Annotated in this window: 18 protein-coding genes; 14 read left to right on the top strand and 4 right to left on the bottom strand. The window is 44.4% G+C overall.

From position 1 onward, the window contains the following. Window positions 1-25 precede the first annotated feature (25 nt). Together DM09_RS02040 and DM09_RS02035 are read left to right on the top strand one after the other, a co-directional pair. Window positions 26-1,546, top strand: a complete 1,521-nt coding sequence (locus DM09_RS02040; RefSeq protein WP_038247175.1) for a Ppx/GppA phosphatase family protein — start codon at window positions 26-28, stop codon at window positions 1,544-1,546. 4 nt (window positions 1,547-1,550) lie between these two features. Continuing rightward, window positions 1,551-2,048 (top strand): PaaI family thioesterase, encoded by a 498-nt coding sequence (locus DM09_RS02035; RefSeq protein WP_038247174.1) that lies wholly within the window; start codon window positions 1,551-1,553, stop codon window positions 2,046-2,048. Between the two features lie 226 nt (window positions 2,049-2,274). Here DM09_RS02035 and rpsU read toward each other — a convergent pair whose 3' ends face one another. Continuing rightward, entirely contained in the window at window positions 2,275-2,490 is a 216-nt protein-coding gene (gene rpsU, locus DM09_RS02030) for a 30S ribosomal protein S21 (protein WP_038247173.1), read from the bottom strand. Between the two features lie 105 nt (window positions 2,491-2,595). Here rpsU and murJ point away from each other — a divergent pair, with 105 nt between their 5' ends. The 3 genes from murJ to DM09_RS02015 all read left to right on the top strand — a co-directional run bounded on the left by murJ (window position 2,596) and on the right by DM09_RS02015 (window position 5,598). Beyond that, window positions 2,596-4,149 carry a murein biosynthesis integral membrane protein MurJ gene (gene murJ, locus DM09_RS02025; protein WP_038247172.1) on the top strand — a complete coding sequence of 518 codons (1,554 nt, stop codon included), beginning with the start codon at window positions 2,596-2,598 and terminating at the stop codon, window positions 4,147-4,149. A 111-nt stretch (window positions 4,150-4,260) separates the two neighbouring features. Continuing rightward, window positions 4,261-5,067, top strand: a complete 807-nt coding sequence (locus tag DM09_RS02020; RefSeq protein WP_038247171.1) for a 3'-5' exonuclease — start codon at window positions 4,261-4,263, stop codon at window positions 5,065-5,067. 66 nt (window positions 5,068-5,133) lie between these two features. After that, window positions 5,134-5,598: a universal stress protein gene (locus tag DM09_RS02015; protein ID WP_038247170.1), complete on the top strand. Its 465-nt coding sequence runs from the start codon at window positions 5,134-5,136 to the stop codon at window positions 5,596-5,598. Window positions 5,599-5,740: 142 nt separating this feature from the next. Here DM09_RS02015 and DM09_RS02010 read toward each other — a convergent pair whose 3' ends face one another. After that, a complete protein-coding gene (locus DM09_RS02010) occupies window positions 5,741-6,208 on the bottom strand; it encodes a hypothetical protein (RefSeq protein WP_038247169.1) in 468 nt (155 codons plus the stop codon). Then, window positions 6,187-6,621, bottom strand: a complete 435-nt coding sequence (locus DM09_RS10965) for a helix-turn-helix domain-containing protein (protein ID WP_051937931.1) — start codon at window positions 6,619-6,621, stop codon at window positions 6,187-6,189. The genes DM09_RS02010 and DM09_RS10965 overlap by 22 nt, the downstream gene beginning before the upstream one ends. A 239-nt stretch (window positions 6,622-6,860) precedes the next feature. Between DM09_RS10965 and nagZ the strand changes: the two genes are divergently transcribed. The 9 genes from nagZ (at window position 6,861) to DM09_RS01960 (ending at window position 15,571) form a co-directional block, all read left to right on the top strand. After that, the gene (gene nagZ / locus DM09_RS02000) at window positions 6,861-7,748 is read left to right on the top strand and encodes a beta-N-acetylhexosaminidase (RefSeq protein ID WP_038247168.1); all 888 of its coding nucleotides are present in this window, start codon (window positions 6,861-6,863) and stop codon (window positions 7,746-7,748) included. A 105-nt stretch (window positions 7,749-7,853) separates the two neighbouring features. Continuing rightward, on the top strand, window positions 7,854-9,251 hold the full coding sequence (radA, locus tag DM09_RS01995) for a DNA repair protein RadA (protein ID WP_081881048.1): 1,398 nt from the start codon (window positions 7,854-7,856) through the stop codon (window positions 9,249-9,251). A 44-nt stretch (window positions 9,252-9,295) separates the two neighbouring features. After that, a complete protein-coding gene (locus DM09_RS01990; RefSeq protein WP_038247167.1) occupies window positions 9,296-9,922 on the top strand; it encodes a CvpA family protein in 627 nt (208 codons plus the stop codon). Then, window positions 9,919-11,370: an amidophosphoribosyltransferase gene (gene purF, locus DM09_RS01985; RefSeq protein WP_038247166.1), complete on the top strand. Its 1,452-nt coding sequence runs from the start codon at window positions 9,919-9,921 to the stop codon at window positions 11,368-11,370. Before DM09_RS01990 ends, purF begins: the two co-directional genes overlap by 4 nt. Continuing rightward, entirely contained in the window at window positions 11,367-11,726 is a 360-nt protein-coding gene (locus DM09_RS01980; protein WP_038247165.1) for a diacylglycerol kinase, read from the top strand. Before purF ends, DM09_RS01980 begins: the two co-directional genes overlap by 4 nt. Next, window positions 11,727-12,584 carry a 4-hydroxybenzoate octaprenyltransferase gene (gene ubiA / locus DM09_RS01975; protein WP_038247164.1) on the top strand — a complete coding sequence of 286 codons (858 nt, stop codon included), beginning with the start codon at window positions 11,727-11,729 and terminating at the stop codon, window positions 12,582-12,584. Window positions 12,585-12,612: 28 nt separating this feature from the next. Then, entirely contained in the window at window positions 12,613-13,545 is a 933-nt protein-coding gene (gene hemC, locus DM09_RS01970) for a hydroxymethylbilane synthase (protein ID WP_038247163.1), read from the top strand. Then, on the top strand, window positions 13,546-14,130 hold the full coding sequence (locus tag DM09_RS01965) for an XTP/dITP diphosphatase (RefSeq protein ID WP_318024116.1): 585 nt from the start codon (window positions 13,546-13,548) through the stop codon (window positions 14,128-14,130). A 70-nt stretch (window positions 14,131-14,200) separates the two neighbouring features. Further along, complete coding sequence (locus DM09_RS01960; RefSeq protein WP_038247162.1) at window positions 14,201-15,571, top strand: L-serine ammonia-lyase; 1,371 nt, start codon at window positions 14,201-14,203, stop codon at window positions 15,569-15,571. 46 nt (window positions 15,572-15,617) lie between these two features. Here the strand turns inward: DM09_RS01960 and DM09_RS10960 are convergent, their stop codons facing one another. Beyond that, a complete protein-coding gene (locus DM09_RS10960) occupies window positions 15,618-15,914 on the bottom strand; it encodes a hypothetical protein (RefSeq protein WP_051937929.1) in 297 nt (98 codons plus the stop codon). Between the last annotated feature and the right edge of the window lie 4 nt (window positions 15,915-15,918).

The following is a 15,918-nucleotide window of genomic DNA, read 5'->3' as shown; positions in this document are numbered from 1 at the left end:
CGCTTAAACCTTGCAGATTGCACACATGAATACAGGCAAACATATTGCGGCAGTTGATATGGGTACCAACTCATTTCACATGATTATTGCCAAAGCAGAAGCACACGGTGCATTCCATATTGTCGATAGAATGAAACACTGGGTAAAATTAGGCGATGGTGTTGATAAACGCGGTCGCCTGAATGAAGAAGCTATTGCTCGCATGCTTGAAAGTCTCAAGTTTTTTAAACAATTGGCAGAAAGTTACAATGCGGAAATACATTGTATTGCAACCTCAGCTATGCGTGATGCGCCCAACCGAAATGCCATTGCTAAACGTATCCGTAGAGAACTGGATTTGGTCGTTGAGATTATTAATGGTGAGGAAGAAGCACGGCTGGTCTTTCAGGGTGTTCGCTCTGAAGGGTATATTCGTGAAGAACCTGCTTATATTATTGATATTGGTGGTGGCAGCACGGAAGTGATTGTGGGCAACAATACTGATGGCGTTCTGGCAGCAGAAAGTTTGGACATGGGTGCGCGTCGTTATTCTCGAAAATTCTTTTCCACAGGGAACTATACTGCGCTTCAAGTCAAAAAATGTCGTGCCGCAGCTGCTAGCAAAATTCAAGCTGTTGCCTCTGATTTTAAACCTTTTGATGTACATGCCGTGTATGGCACTTCAGGCACCATTCGCAGCTTAGCCGAAGTGGTCGCCAGTTTTTATGGTCATGAAGACAACACCCACTTAACCCTACGCGATTTAAAACAAGCTTTGCCCAAACTCATTGATGCCGTTAAAAACAATACGTTGCCATCAAGCATTGAGCCCGAACGCCAAGCTACCTTGGTCGCAGGTTGCATGATTCTCAAAGAAGTGATGCGTGCATTACACATTAAATCCTTACGTATTTGTCCCAGTGCCTTGCGCGAAGGTATTATTTATGACCGTATTGCCAGCACAGGTCGCTTACCCTCTCGCCCCATCAAAGCAGCCAGCAAAGCCATGGCAAAACGCTTTAACCTTAACCGCATCCAAATCAAACGGGTCACCCAAACAGCTGAAATTATTTTTAAAGCATACGCCAAACACTTGGATTTAAATGAAGAGGCTTATCGTTTACTTATTGCCGCCTGCCAGCTACACGAAATCGGTTTAACCATGAGCCATAAAAAAATCCATCTGCATGGCAGTTATATCATTGGTAATTCTAACCTCACGGGCATTACCCAACGCCAACAGCAGATGTTGGCAGCCATGGTTCGCTTTCACCGCAAAACTAGCCCCAACAACAAACACCTCGCCTTCAAAGGCATGAGAAGCAAAGACACCCGTGTCACCATTGCTTTAGCCGCAATCCTACGACTTGCCGCAGCGCTCAACCGCACCAAAAGCGGTGATGCTGCACAACCTGAAATCATTGAGAAAAAAAATAAATGGTTATGGTTGTTTGATGCACAATGGTTTGATGAACATGATGTATGTATTTGGAATGGTGAACAAGAAAAACGACCTTTCGTCAAACTCATCGGCAAAGCCATTCAGTTTAAGCAGAAAGACAGCTAAGATCATGTCTAGCAATATCAATTTTATCAAAAAACTCTTTTTCTTATCCGATAAACGTCGGTTTTCTTTGTTCCTCCCCTTTTTACTCATGCGTGCATCTTTAGAAGAGTATGATAACAACTGGAGCAAGGTGCGCATTCGTTTACCCTTGAACTGGGTATCTAAAAATGCAGCAGGTAATATGTTTGGCGGCTTTCAAGCTAGCCTTGCTGACCCTATTCCTGCCATGGCTTGCATGCGAAAGTTTCCCAACCACAGGATTGCCACCAAAAAGTTAGAGATTAATTTTATTCGCGTCGGCAACTCTGACTTAATGCTTCATTTTGATTTTGATCCAGCTCAAGAGCAACAAATTCGTGAAGAATTGGCAGAGCATGGTCGCGCCACACCTTGTTTTGATATGACTTACATCCGAGCTGATGGGAAAATTTGTTCAACCATCAAAAATACCGTTGCCATTCGCCCTTTGGGTTATGTCAGCCACTTAGAAAACACACCATAAAAAAAACCGCCCTAACCCAAAGGTTAAGACGGCTTTTAAAAGAATCCAAAGATTCGGTTTGCTGGGAAGGTTTGAATGACCTAAAATTGAAGCAATCATAAAATAAAAGTGTCAGTTTCAAGGCAAAGATGTGTAGTTATAGCACCGCTATTACAAATATCTTTAACGTAGAAAATGGCTATCTTTTATTTGTTGATAGCGATATTTTAGGTTGTTCAGAGCTTCCTTAGTATTCGCGACGTTGACGGGCGCGGATACGACGAAGACGCTTCATAAGACGCTTGCGTGCTGCAGCTTCTTTACGTTTTTTCGCCACAGAAGGTTTTTCATAAGCTTCACGACGACGGCACTCACTAATAACACCACCACGCTCAACTTGCTTACGGAAACGTTTGATAGCCATTTCAATTGGCTCATCAGTACTCACTCTAATTCCTGGCATGTAAAAACATCACCCCCTTGGGCAAACCGCAAAATTTATACGCTAAACGTATAACCTTTGTATGAAGCTTGACTATGTGCCAACTCCTGCAAAGGGTCGCGCATTATGGGTGTGGAATCAATGAAGTCAAATCAGAAGAAATCAAGCGTGTTTCGTGCAGCGGCAAAAGTTGGTAGCTGGACCATGCTATCCCGCATTTTAGGTTTTATTCGCGACATTTTTATTGCCCGCCTTTTGGGTGCCAGCCCACTTGCCGATGCCTTTTTTGTCGCTTTTAAACTACCCAACTTCTTCCGTCGCATGTTCGCAGAAGGTACCTTAACCGTTGCTCTTGTCCCCGTGCTTGCCGAGCAACGCAAAAAAAGCGAGGCAGACGCACATGCATATTTAAATGCTCTTGCAGGTTTGCTGCTTGCCGCCCTGCTCTTGTTCACCATTGCTGGCATGGTCTTCATGCCTTGGTTGCTCTTCGCCTTTGCCCCTGGTTTCCATGATGAGCCAGACCGTTGGCAACAAGCATTAACCCTTGCCCGCATCATGTTTCCTTATTTGGCTTTGATTTCACTGGCAGCCATGTCTTGGGCTGTGCTCAATGCTTATCGCAAGTTTTCTGTCGCAGCGGCAAGCCCTGCATTGCTAAACATCGCCATTATCTTTGCTGCCATTATTTTAGCCCCTTTACATGATAACCCTGCCGAAGCATTGGCTGTGGGTGTAATGCTGGGTGGTGCGCTGCAACTTGCCATTCAATTCCCTGCCCTCAAACGCATTGGCTGGATTCCCAAACCCACGTGGAAACCTAAGCTACCTGCCATTCATGACACTTTAAAATTGTTTGGGCCTGCAGTGCTTGGCATTGCCGCCGTACAAATCAATATCTTGGTCGGCACCATTTTAGCCACCCTTTTACCCACAGGTGCGGTATCTTATTTGTATTATGCAGACCGAATTGTCCAACTTCCGCTTGCGCTATTTGGTATTGCTATGGGCACAGCTCTGCTTCCTGCTTTGTCTGAGCATTTAGCCCATGGGCGCAACAAAGAAGCCACACAAGATTTAAGAAAAGGTTTAACTTGGCTAACATGGATTATCCTACCATCCATGGTGGGTATTTTATTCCTCGCCGAGCCGATTATCCGCACGCTTTTCGAGCATGGTAAATTCACAGCCCTTGATGCAGCCAATACATCCCATGCCTTGCAAGCTTATAGTGTAGGTCTATTGGTCTTTTGCTGGGCACGCGTATTGTCCACAGCCTGTTTTGCTGGAAAAGATGCCAAAGCACCAATGAAATTCGCGTTTTATACAGTGATTGTAAATATCATTCTCGCTGTAGTTTTGATGCAGCCCCTAGGTTATGTGGGTTTGGCTCTAGCATCAGCGCTCGCATCTTTCTTTAATGTAGGTTTATTATGGATACACCTACATCAAAAACACGGTGCTATCTTTGATGTTTCAAGCTGGAAACGTATGGGTTCCGCAGCCCTTGCCTGCACCCCTATGGCAGCATGGCTTTATTACATACCCCAATTGTGGGCATTTCCCAGCAATAAACTGATGCAATTTGCATGGTTAACAGCCTTAGTCGTTGGTAGCATGTTCACTTTCTTTGCTTCGGCTTGGTTTTTAGGCGAACGCAAGCTTCTGAAGCGAACATAACACAGTCATGTCAGGTACAGTCGGGACACCTTTGAGATTCCTCCATTGCAGTCGGAATGACACCAGACTTCTTTTTATGTAAGCTTGAACTTTGATTGAAGGGGACAGACCATGCAACGCGAAATCTTTGTTTATGATATAGAAACCGTACCCGATGCCGATGCCACTCGCAGGTTATTGGGCAATGAAAACATGGATGATTTTGAAGCCCGCGATGCATTATCAGCCTATTTCTTAGAAAAAACCGATGGCAGAAATGATTTTCCCCGCCAACCTTTTCATCAGGTTGTTGCCATCAGTTATGTGCACCTCACCCGCGAAATCGGCGAAGAAGGTTCAGAGCTAAGCATCAAACGCATTGCCACTGGTGGCACAGCCGAATCCAGCGAAGAAGAAATGCTACAAGGATTTTTCAAAATTATTGAACAACGCGCACCCCAATTGGTCAGCTTTAACGGCAGAGGTTTTGATATGCCTGTGCTCAAATATCGTGCTATGGTGCATGGTTTATCTTGCCCAAGGTGGTTTAAAGAAGGCGATAAATGGAACAACTACGAAACCCGCTATTCCCATAACTACCACTTGGACTTACTCGAAGTGTTATCCGATTTCGGCGCATCCGCCAGATGCTCTATGCACGAAGTCGCCACAGCTTTTGGTATCCCTGGCAAGCTAGACACCGCAGGAGATGATGTGCGCGGCATGTTTGAAGGTGGCGAGATTGATGCTATCCGCAATTATTGCGAAACCGATGTTTGCACCACTGCCCTCATCATGTTCCGCTGGATGTTATTTAAAGGTGAACTCTCTGAAGGCGCTTATGCCCGTGCCATCCTCGGCATGCGCAACTACCTTGAATCTGAAAGCGAACATCGCCCCCACTTGGTAGAGTTTTCAGAAGCATGGAAAAGCGAATAGTATGTTTAATGGTTTAGAGTTAAAGTAATCTTTTCTCTCTTTACCCATTGATTCTAGGAGGATATTATGATTAAAGAAGGGAAAATTATTGTCCCGACTGACTTTTCAAAGCAGTCCGATGAAGCACTCAGGCGTGCGGTTGTACTGGCAGTCCAACTTCATGCTGATATTCACTTGATCCATGTCATCGAGCCGCCTGTCTTTGTAGATGGTGACTTGATTTTAATTTCACCTATGGATGACACGAATAAGGCACAGCATCAAATGGCACAGAAACGCCTCAACAAACAGGCGGCAAGTGTCGACATTCCGATAATTATTCATTTGGAAGATACTCAGGGTAGCCCTGCCAGAACTATCTGTAATTTTGCCCAAGCTATGCCTGCGGATTTGATAATCATTGGTCGTCATGGTGAGAAAGGTGTGCTTGAACATTTGCTCCTCGGCTCTACTGCTGAGCGTGTCGTGCAACATGCTCCCTGCTCAGTGTTGGTAACCATGCCGCATGGGATACTAGCTAATCAAGCATGAGATAAAAAGCAAAGTGGGCCAGATCAATCTTTACACATCCCTTTATTTTTCAATGGCTTATAGGTTTCATCTACCTGAAGCACCCTTTAATATTTTATCCTTTTATATTAGATGGTTACTATATATTTCTAGCGGCTTCAAACTAAATCCCAGCCTTTAACAACGCCTCAAGATAAGCAATATCTTCCAAGTCTTTGCTGCGAATATCATCACCCAGTTTTTTGAGTTTAATCATATCTTCAATGGATGGAATTAGCAGCTTGCCATGCTCAAGGCAAACTTCTTTGGCATTGGCTTCAATGGCATCATATTCTACCAGCTCTTTGTCATAGTTGTATGCCCGCTTAAATAAAAAGAAATCAAACTTACATTCTTCATAATAAGCTACCATGCGCCCAGCGCGATTGCTATCGATTTCAAAGCCGTGTGCCGTTAAAATCTCAACCAACTCATCATTGGCAATGCGCACCCATAAATCATAATCCAATGAGCGTTGTGGTTTCCCGTACAAAAATAGTGCCGCACCACCAATTAACATACTGCGCCCATGATGTTGCGTTATCCTCTGCATCAAAGCGGCAGCTTCTTCTATGGGCGTGCGATGCCACATAAGCTTTGCTCCTTTTCTTGATTGATTAAAACTTGCACCCGCTGCTGGGGCGATAAGGATAAAATCCAAGCTGAATTTTCTGCATCCCTAGCATTCTCCCCTTGCAACTGTAATCGCTTGGCAAAGCTGGCACGTTGTTTTGTCTCAACCTGCGGCAAGGTTTGTCTTTCTTTTTGCGGCGTATGCAAAACATCTTTTTCAATGTTTAAAATTAGTAGTGCTGCCAAACAAGTATGTAAGCTTACCGAAGCATCGCCTGACTCTAATTTGCGTATGGTTGGGATGGTGACATGCAGCGCCTCTGCAAGCTTGGCTTGCGTCAAACCTTGGGCTTGCCGCGCAGCACAAATCACTGCTCCCAGTTTACCCGACTGCTGGCGCACAAAAAGTTTAATATTATTTTTTCTTAGCATCACACAAGCATTATAGAAATAATAATTTCTTTTTGTCAACATATGGTAATTATTATTTCTTCTAATATACTGTTGTCAAATAAAAGTACAGTGCCCACTGTGGTTTTTAGTTACATCGCTGAAAAGTGACTGCGTAATTGTTTTCCTTTCCAAACAATACAAACAGCACTTTTATAAGCCCAAAAGTGAATAACCATTTACTCCTTTTGTTCAACTCTATTAAACGTTAGGATTTTGGCATGTATCAACATGCAATTATCGGATTGGAAGGTTTAACGCTTACCGACCAAGAAAAAGATTGGCTTCAAAATCATACGCCCAAAGGCGTGATTTTATTTGCACGCAATGTGCAAAGCCCTGAACAAACCAAAGTATTGCTTGAAGATGTACGCAAACATGCAGGTAAAGGTATTTGGGCAGCGATTGATGAAGAGGGCGGTCGGGTTCACCGCATGCCATGGGTACCATTTAATAAGCGCACTCAAGCTGCTGATTTTGGTGCGTTGTATAAAAAAGATGCGGATGAAGCCATCAAGCAAGTGTTTAAGGATAGTTATCAAGCAGGCACTGCTTTAAAAGAGCTTGGCTTTACCCATAATTGTGCGCCCGTATTGGATATTTTTTATCCGCAAGGCGACCCAATTATTGGCAATCGCGCCTATGCCAAAGATGCAGACAGCATCGCCACACTGGCAACCGCATGTATGTTTGGTTTACACGATGCGGGCATTGATGCCATTGGTAAACATTTTCCAGGCCACGGTAGGGCCGATACTGATTCTCACCTTGCCATGCCAGAAGTAGATGCCGATTTAAACACCATTTTGAAAGAAGCCGATGCCTTTCCGCAACTGTTTCAAAAAGGTTTGAAACATATCATGACCGCGCATGTAGCATACCCAAACATCAACAAAGACGTGGCAACATTTTCTAAATATTGGCTGCAAGATGTGTTGCAAAACGACATGGCATTTAAGGGCGATATTTGGAGCGATGATTTATGCATGAAAGGCTGCGGTATGCCCGTGCCTGAAGCGGCTGAAAAAGCCATGGATGCTGGGTGCACTGTGCTTTTGGTTTGTGAGCCTGATGGGGTGCAAGAATTTATGCAAGCGTTTACATCATGAACATGTATAGCTATAAAAGGCAGCAACCCAAAAAACACCGTCATACCCAGCTTGATTGGGTATCCATGGACTCCCGCCTTCGCGGGAGTGACAAAATAGGTTAAGATGGCAGCCAAATCTTTATATATTTGCCAGTCCTGTGGCTCCGAACAACGTAAATGGCAAGGACAATGCCCAGATTGTCATGAATGGAACTGTATTTCTGAGCAGGCCGTGGAAATCACAGGCTTTCGCAATCAAAAACAAACATCCATTGGCAACGCTTTAAGCCCAGAGCCGATTACCGAAATTAACAGCAAAGATACACCGCGCCGTGTAACCCATATTGAAGAATTGGATAGGGTGCTTGGCGGTGGTTTGGTGCGTGGTTCTGCCGTGTTGATTGGCGGCGACCCTGGTATTGGTAAGTCTACATTATTATTGCAAGCCAGCGCCAAACTTGCTGAACATCACGGCACAGTTTTGTATATCACAGGCGAAGAATCAGCACGGCAAGTACACTTAAGGGGTGAGCGCATCGATGCCTTGCACGAGGACTTACAACTCACCACATCGTGCGATTTGGAAGCCATGCTTTCCACCATTGCCAAGTTTAAACCGCACACCGTGATTATCGATTCCATTCAAACGACCGTCACCAGCCAACTATCTTCAGCACCCGGCACAGTATCCCAAGTGCGCGATTGTGCAGCGGCTTTGATTGCTAGCGCAAAACAGCTTGGCCATGCCTTGATTTTGGTCGGGCATGTCACCAAAGATGGTAGCATTGCTGGACCTCGCGTGTTGGAACACATGGTCGATGCCGTGCTTTATTTTGAAGGCGATAGGGGACACAACCATCGCGTACTTCGCGCCGTTAAAAACCGATTTGGTCCTGCGGGTGAAATCGGTGTATTTGAAATGAGTGACAAAGGGCTCACAGGTATTCGTGATGCGTCGCGTTTATTCTTGGCTGAGCGTGCTGTGGATGTACCAGGCTCTGTGGTGGTGGCGTGCATGGAAGGTACCCGCCCGATTTTGGTGGAAATTCAAGCCTTAGTGGCACCCACTGTGTATGCCACGCCCAAGCGCTCAACCGTGGGCGTGGATGCCACTCGGGTGGCCATGCTTACAGCTGTATTGGAAAGGCGTGTCGGCATTCCTTTGGGTACACAAGATATTTATGTGAATGTAGTGGGCGGCGTAAAACTTTCTGAACCAGCATCCGACTTAGGCGTAGTCCTCGCTATTCTTTCTGCATTCCAAGAAAAACCTCTGCCCTCTGACTTGGTGGTATTTGGTGAGGTTGGATTAACAGGTGAAATTCGCGCCGTGGGTGCGCCAGAAGCCAGAGCCAAAGAAGCAGCGAATTTGGGCTTTTCACAACTGCTTTTACCACAAGGCAATTTTACAAGGGTGCAGGAAGCGAATATCGCTGCTATCCTACGCCCATCAAAAGAAGGTAAAGATTGGCAAAGTATGCCAGCCAAACATTTGAGCAGCGCCGTGCAACTTGCATTTTAGTCATGACTTCAAACGTTTAGACCTTCAATAATAACGAGGCTGATGTGAATTATTTTGATTACATCCTCATAACTATCGTGGGTTTATCCATGGTATTATCGATTTGGCGTGGTTTTGTGCGTGAAATCATTTCATTGATTGGCTTAATTTTAGCCTTTTTTATCGCTGGGCGCATGTCTAGTGATGTAGGTGCCTTGCTTCACGACTGGATTGAAAACAATACCATTGCCAATGTCGCAGGTTTTGTACTTATTTTTGTATTTATCATGATTGTTGTTGGTTTAATCAGTGCTTTAATTCGCAAATTGGTGGATATGGCTGACTTAACAGCAACAGACCGTACATTGGGCGTGTTTTTTGGTGCCGCTCGAGGTATATTACTTATTGGTGTTGCCTTTCTCGTTTACACATCTTATGCCAAACCCGACCAAACTTGGATGCAAAAAAGTCTGCTTACCCCATACGCCCTACAACTCAGTGATTTGATTGGTAAAACCATACCCAAAGATTACCCCCTATCAACCCAGAATGGCGCAGCAAAAAACCAACTACCATCTGTGAAACAGGTGGTAAAAAGTGCTGTAGAGACAGCCAAAGATCATATTTCTGACCAAGACCAAGAAGCCATGAAATCACTTTTATTAGACACCATTAAGGATGCCAAACCATGAGCAACACTAGCTTAAACGAAACCCACTTCGATGATGATCATTTCCGCGATGAATGCGGTGTATTTGGTGTGTTAGACCATCCAGAGGCCGCCAACCTCACTTACCTAGGGCTTTACGCCTTACAACATCGTGGTCAAGAATCTACGGGGATTATTTCCACAGATGGCACCAATTTTAATAACCACCGTGGCATGGGTTTGGTATCTGATGTATACCAAAAAGAAGATATTGTGAAATTAGAAGGTCGTATTGCTATTGGTCATGTGCGTTATTCTACGGCTGGTGACTTGGGTCTACGCAACTGCCAGCCATTTATGTACCAATATGCACATGGTGGTATTGCCATGTGCCACAATGGTAACATTGTTAACGCCGAAGCCTTACGCAAAGGTCTTGAAAAAGACGGGTCTATTTTTCAATCAACATCAGATACCGAAGTGATTATTCACTTATTGGCAAAAAGCAGTGGCAATAGCACCCGCGAACGCCTTACCGATGCAGTAAAACAACTCGAAGGCGGTTTTTCCGTATTACTGATGACTGAAACACGTTTGTTTGGTGCACGCGACCCCAATGGTATTCGCCCTTTAGTGCTTGGTAAACTTGACGGTTCATGGGTGATGGCAAGCGAAACCTGTGCGTTTGACTTGGTGGGTGCAGATTTTGTGCGCGATGTTGAAGCAGGTGAATTGGTGGTCGTTGACCCTGATGGCACACTACGCTCCTATTTCCCTTTCGAAAAACCGGCCATAAAATTCTGTGTGTTTGAATATGTGTATTTTGCGCGCCCAGATTCCACACTTGAAGGTGTGAATGTATATCAAGCGCGTCATAATATTGGTGTTGAGCTTGCCAAAGAGTCCTATGTGGATGCCGATATGGTGATTCCCGTTCCTGATTCAGGCGTACCACCAGCCATGGGTTTTGCCCTTGAGGCGGGTATTCCATTTCAAATGGGTTTAATACGTAACCATTATGTAGGGCGCACATTTATTGAGCCCAAACAAAGCATTCGTAACTTTGGTGTGAAGCTTAAACTTAACCCCAATCGTGATATGATTGCAGGCAAACGTGTTATTTTGGTGGACGACTCTATCGTACGCGGAACAACCAGCCGTAAAATCGTCGAAATGGTACGCGCAGCAGGTGCTACAGAAATTCACATGCGTATCTCCAGCCCACCAACCAAACATTCATGTTTTTATGGTATCAATACCCCAACTTCTGAAGAACTCATGGCAAATCAAATGAACTTGGACGAAATGTGTAAGGCAATTGGTGCAGACTCGTTAGCCTTTGTATCCAATGAGGGTTTATTCAAAGCTGTAGGCAAACCCCGTGAGTTGCATTGTGATGCATGTTTTTCTGGTGATTATCCTGTACCAGTTAATGAAAAACGCTCACCACAACTCTCACTACTGCGTTATTACGATAAACGCCCATCGTGAAACCCAACCACCATGCGCTTGAACACCTATGGTACGCGACACAATGGTCGTTTGCTGGTTTAAAAGCGGCTTGGCAATACGAACAAGCTTTTCGTATTGAAATTATCGCTTCATTATTCATTGTACCCCTTGCTTTTTATTTGGGTGAAGGGGCAATTGAACAAGTTTTAATGCTTGGCGCTTGGTTACTGGTGATTATTGTAGAGCTTTTAAACTCTGCCATTGAAGCAACCGTTGATCGCATTGGTACAGAGCATCATGAACTGTCAGGACGCGCTAAAGACCTTGCTTCAGCAGCTGTATCGTTGTGCGGTATTACGTTTATAGTCACTTGGGTAATACTCTTACTTCACTAAATGTCTTGGAAAGCTAACCCCTATATCCGCCTCATGCGCTTGGATAAACCCATTGGTACTTTTCTATTATTGTGGCCAACCTTGTGGGCATTGTGGCTGGCAACCAACGGGCAACCTGACCCTTTTATTCTTCTCGTATTTGTTGCTGGTGTCTTTCTCATGCGCGCTGCTGGCTGTGTGATCAACGACTTTGCCGACAGAAAAGTCGATGGCAAAGTCAAACGTACAGCCCATCGACCTCTTGCCACGGGTGAAGTCACATCCAAACAAGCATTAACCCTCTTTTTCACGCTTGTTTCACTTGCTTTTATGCTTGTGTTAACACTGGACTGGAACACCATTATTTTATCCGTAGTCGCCCTTTTCCTAGCCGCAATTTACCCATTCATGAAGCGTTATACCCATTTGCCACAGGTATTTTTGGGTGCTGCATTTGGCTGGGCAATTCCTATGGTTTATATGGCAAGCCTTGGGCATATTACGCTAGAAGCATGGTTGTTATTTATTGCAAACGTATGCTGGGTATTGGCCTATGATACCATGTATGCCATGGTTGATTATGATGATGACATCAAGATTGGTGTAAAATCAACGGCTGTATTATTTGGTAAATACAATGCACTTTGGATTGGTTTATTCCAATGTTCTTTTTTAGGTATCATGATATGGATAGGGCAAAGCAAAAACCTAGGTATGTTTTATTTTACTGCTCTTGCTACCGCTGCTTTATTTGCGCTATACCATCAATATTTAATTTCTGCATGGAAACGTGAGGATTGTTTTAAAGCATTTTTACATAATAATGTGCTTGGTGCTGTTATTTTTCTCGGATTATTCCTAGATTACGCCTTCGCTTAATTAGCCTACTTTATTTCGGAGACATCAGATGACCCATATTCGTATCGCAACACGCAAATCACCACTTGCCCTTTGGCAAGCAGAATGGGTCTCTGCTGAATTGGAGCGTTTATTTCCTGGCACAACCACTGAACTGGTCAAGATTGTAACCAAAGGCGATAAAATCTTGGATGTTCCGCTCGCCAAAGTCGGCGGTAAAGGTTTGTTTACCAAAGAAATTGATGAAGCATTGCTTGATGGCAGGGCAGACATTGCAGTTCACTCCATGAAAGATGTACCAACAGAGCTTCCAGCAGGTACTTCAATCAGAGCACATCCCAAACGTGAAGACCCGCGCGATATTTATGCCACCGTCACAGGTGGTGATTTGGATTCATTGCCTGAAGATGCAACCATCGGCACCTCAAGTTTGCGCCGCATTGCCCAAATCAATGCCAAATACCCCAAATTTAAATGTGTTTCAATTCGCGGTAATATTCAAACTCGTCGTAACAAATTGGGTACAGAAGTGGATGCTGTCATCCTAGCAGCCGCTGGTATCAAACGCATGGGTATGCAAGATCAAATGCATGGTTATCTGGAAGTAGGGGATGTATTGCCCGCCGTTGCCCAAGGCACATTAGGCATACAAACCAAAGATGATAATGATGAAGTCAATCGCATGGTTGATGCCTTAAATGATGCGGAAACCGTATTTAGAACCCAAGCAGAACGCGCATTTTTAGCCCGTTTAGAGGGTGGCTGCCAAGTGCCTATCGGCGCATATGCCACTTTAGATGGTGAAAACCTACACCTTGATGGCTTAGTCGGCTCTGTAGATGGCAAAACATTAATTCGCCGCCAAGTTTCTGGCTCAAAACATGACGCTGAAAGCTTAGGTATTCAGCTTGCAGATACCATTTTAGACCTTGGTGCTAGAGAAATCCTTCAAGCTTTATATGAAAGCCAAGGCAATGGTTAATTGAACATCAACAAACTCGTTATTGCTAGCAATAACAAGAAAAAACGCGCTGAAATCGAACAAATTTTAGAACACTTAAACATCAAAGTTGTGCCCGCTTCAGAAACAAACTTTGTCGATGTAGTTGAAGATGCAGACACTTTTTCAGGCAATGCGAAGAAAAAAGCTTATGCTTTTATGCAAGCCAATCAATGTGCTGCACTTGCTGATGATTCAGGTTTATGTGTGTCCGCCCTTGATGGTGCACCAGGTGTATACTCTGCTCGGTTTGCAGGTGAACATGCCACTGATGCAGATAACAACATCAAACTTTTACATGATTTAAAGGGCATAAACGACCGTTCAGCACATTTTGTTTGTGCTTTGCACCTATCTGTACCCAATCATGAAGATATCACCGCTGAGGGCAAAGTGAATGGCTTTATTGTGGAACAAGAAACAGGCGACACAGGCTTTGGTTATGACCCGCTATTCTTCTGCCCTGAATTAGGCAAAACATTTGCCCAAAGCACACCCCAAGAAAAAGCCGCTATTTCCCACCGTGGTCGCGCACTCAGAGCCCTTCAACAGAAACTTTCTAAATAGCCTTTATTTCCTTGTTTTGACCTAAAAGCATCACCTTGTTACGCTTATTTTGTAGTGTTGGAGGTGACTTATGTTTATCAGCGCACTGGAACTGTTTAAAATTGGTATTGGCCCTTCAAGCTCACACACCATGGGGCCCATGCTTGCCGCACACACGTTTATACAATCATTAAAACAACATCTGCCACCACAGTCTGAAAAACTTCAAATCCGTTGCACCCTCAAAGGCTCATTATCAGCAACAGGTAAAGGTCATGCTACTGACCGTGCTGTTGCGCTAGGACTCCACGGTTACTTGCCCAATGATGTAGCAGACCATGATTTGGATGTATTAACACAACGCATTTGGTCAAGTCACTTCATCACCATTCATGGTGAACAGCGTGTGGCGTTTTGTGCGGACTCCAATATTATATTTGATACAGGAAAACCTCTGCCTGAACACCCCAACGGTATGATTTTTGAGCTTTTGGATGATGCTGGGAACATTATAATTTCCGAAACATACTTCTCTATTGGCGGTGGTTTTATCAACTCCGCCTCTGAAATCAAACAGCTGGTTGCACCCCTAAAAATGCAAAACAACAACACAGTGCCTTATGCTTTTGACACCGCAGAAGTCATGTTAGCCATGGCAAAAAAAAGCAAGCTATCCATTGCTGCCATGAAACAAACCAATGAAACACAAACCCTTGATACACAAAAACTTTATGCTGGTTTAGACAAAACATGGCAAGCCATGACCCAGTGTATTCAACGTGGGTTGGATACAGAAGGGACATTGCCAGGTGGCTTAAACATCGCCAGACGCGCCAAACAATTACAACAGAAACTTCTCGCCCAAAACAACACCAACATGAATGATTGGTTATGTGCCTATGCCATGGCTGTGAACGAAGAAAATGCGGCAGGGCATATGGTGGTGACTGCACCCACCAATGGTGCAGCAGGAGTGATTCCAGCCGTGCTTTATTATTGGATGCAATATGAAGGTGGTACAACACAAGATGTGCGTGATTTTTTATTAACTGCGAGTGCAATTGGTGGCATTATCAAACACAACAGCTCCATTTCTGGTGCCGAAGTTGGATGTCAGGGTGAAGTTGGCTCTGCAGCAGCCATGGCAGCAGCAGGTTTGTGCGCTGTGCGGGGCGGAACACCCAAACAGGTGGAACATGCCTCTGAAATGGCATTAGAACATCATTTAGGCATGACTTGTGATCCTGTGGGCGGCCTAGTACAAGTTCCCTGCATTGAACGCAATGGGTTTGGTGCAATAAAAGCATACACCGCCGCATCATTGGCTATGCATGGCACGGGTGAACATTTTATGTCTTTGGATAATTGTATTGCTGCGATGAAACAAACGGGGGAAGAAATGTCTGTTAAATTTAAAGAAACATCATTGGGCGGGTTGGCGGTAACCATTACAGAGTGTTAAACACCATCTCTAAATGACTTGTCTACATGACTTGAATTCAGGTGATTTATTTACCATAAACCGCATTTAAACCCTCTAATAATAGCAATTCGCGTGTTTGTTTGCCTTTCACAATTGCATCAGGGTTTTCACCAATTTCTTCAAGTAACATGCGAGCATAAGTGCTTTTTTCTGCATCTTTCATACGTCGCCAATCGATTCTATCAATAATACCATCACCATTTTTATCAAACTTTACTGTCACTGGCGATGGGTTGCTCTGCACCACTTTTGTTTTCGCTGCACAACCCAAAAGTGGCAGTGTTAAAAACACTGCCACCCCCAGAATAAACAGCTTATTCAAGCGA

Origin of the sequence: Ghiorsea bivora, assembly GCF_000744415.1 — a bacterium.
In the GTDB taxonomy this organism is placed as follows: Bacteria; Pseudomonadota; Zetaproteobacteria; order Mariprofundales; family Mariprofundaceae; genus Ghiorsea; species Ghiorsea bivora.
Note: the sequence above shows the minus strand (reverse complement) of the source record. Positions and strands in the feature narration are given on the sequence as shown.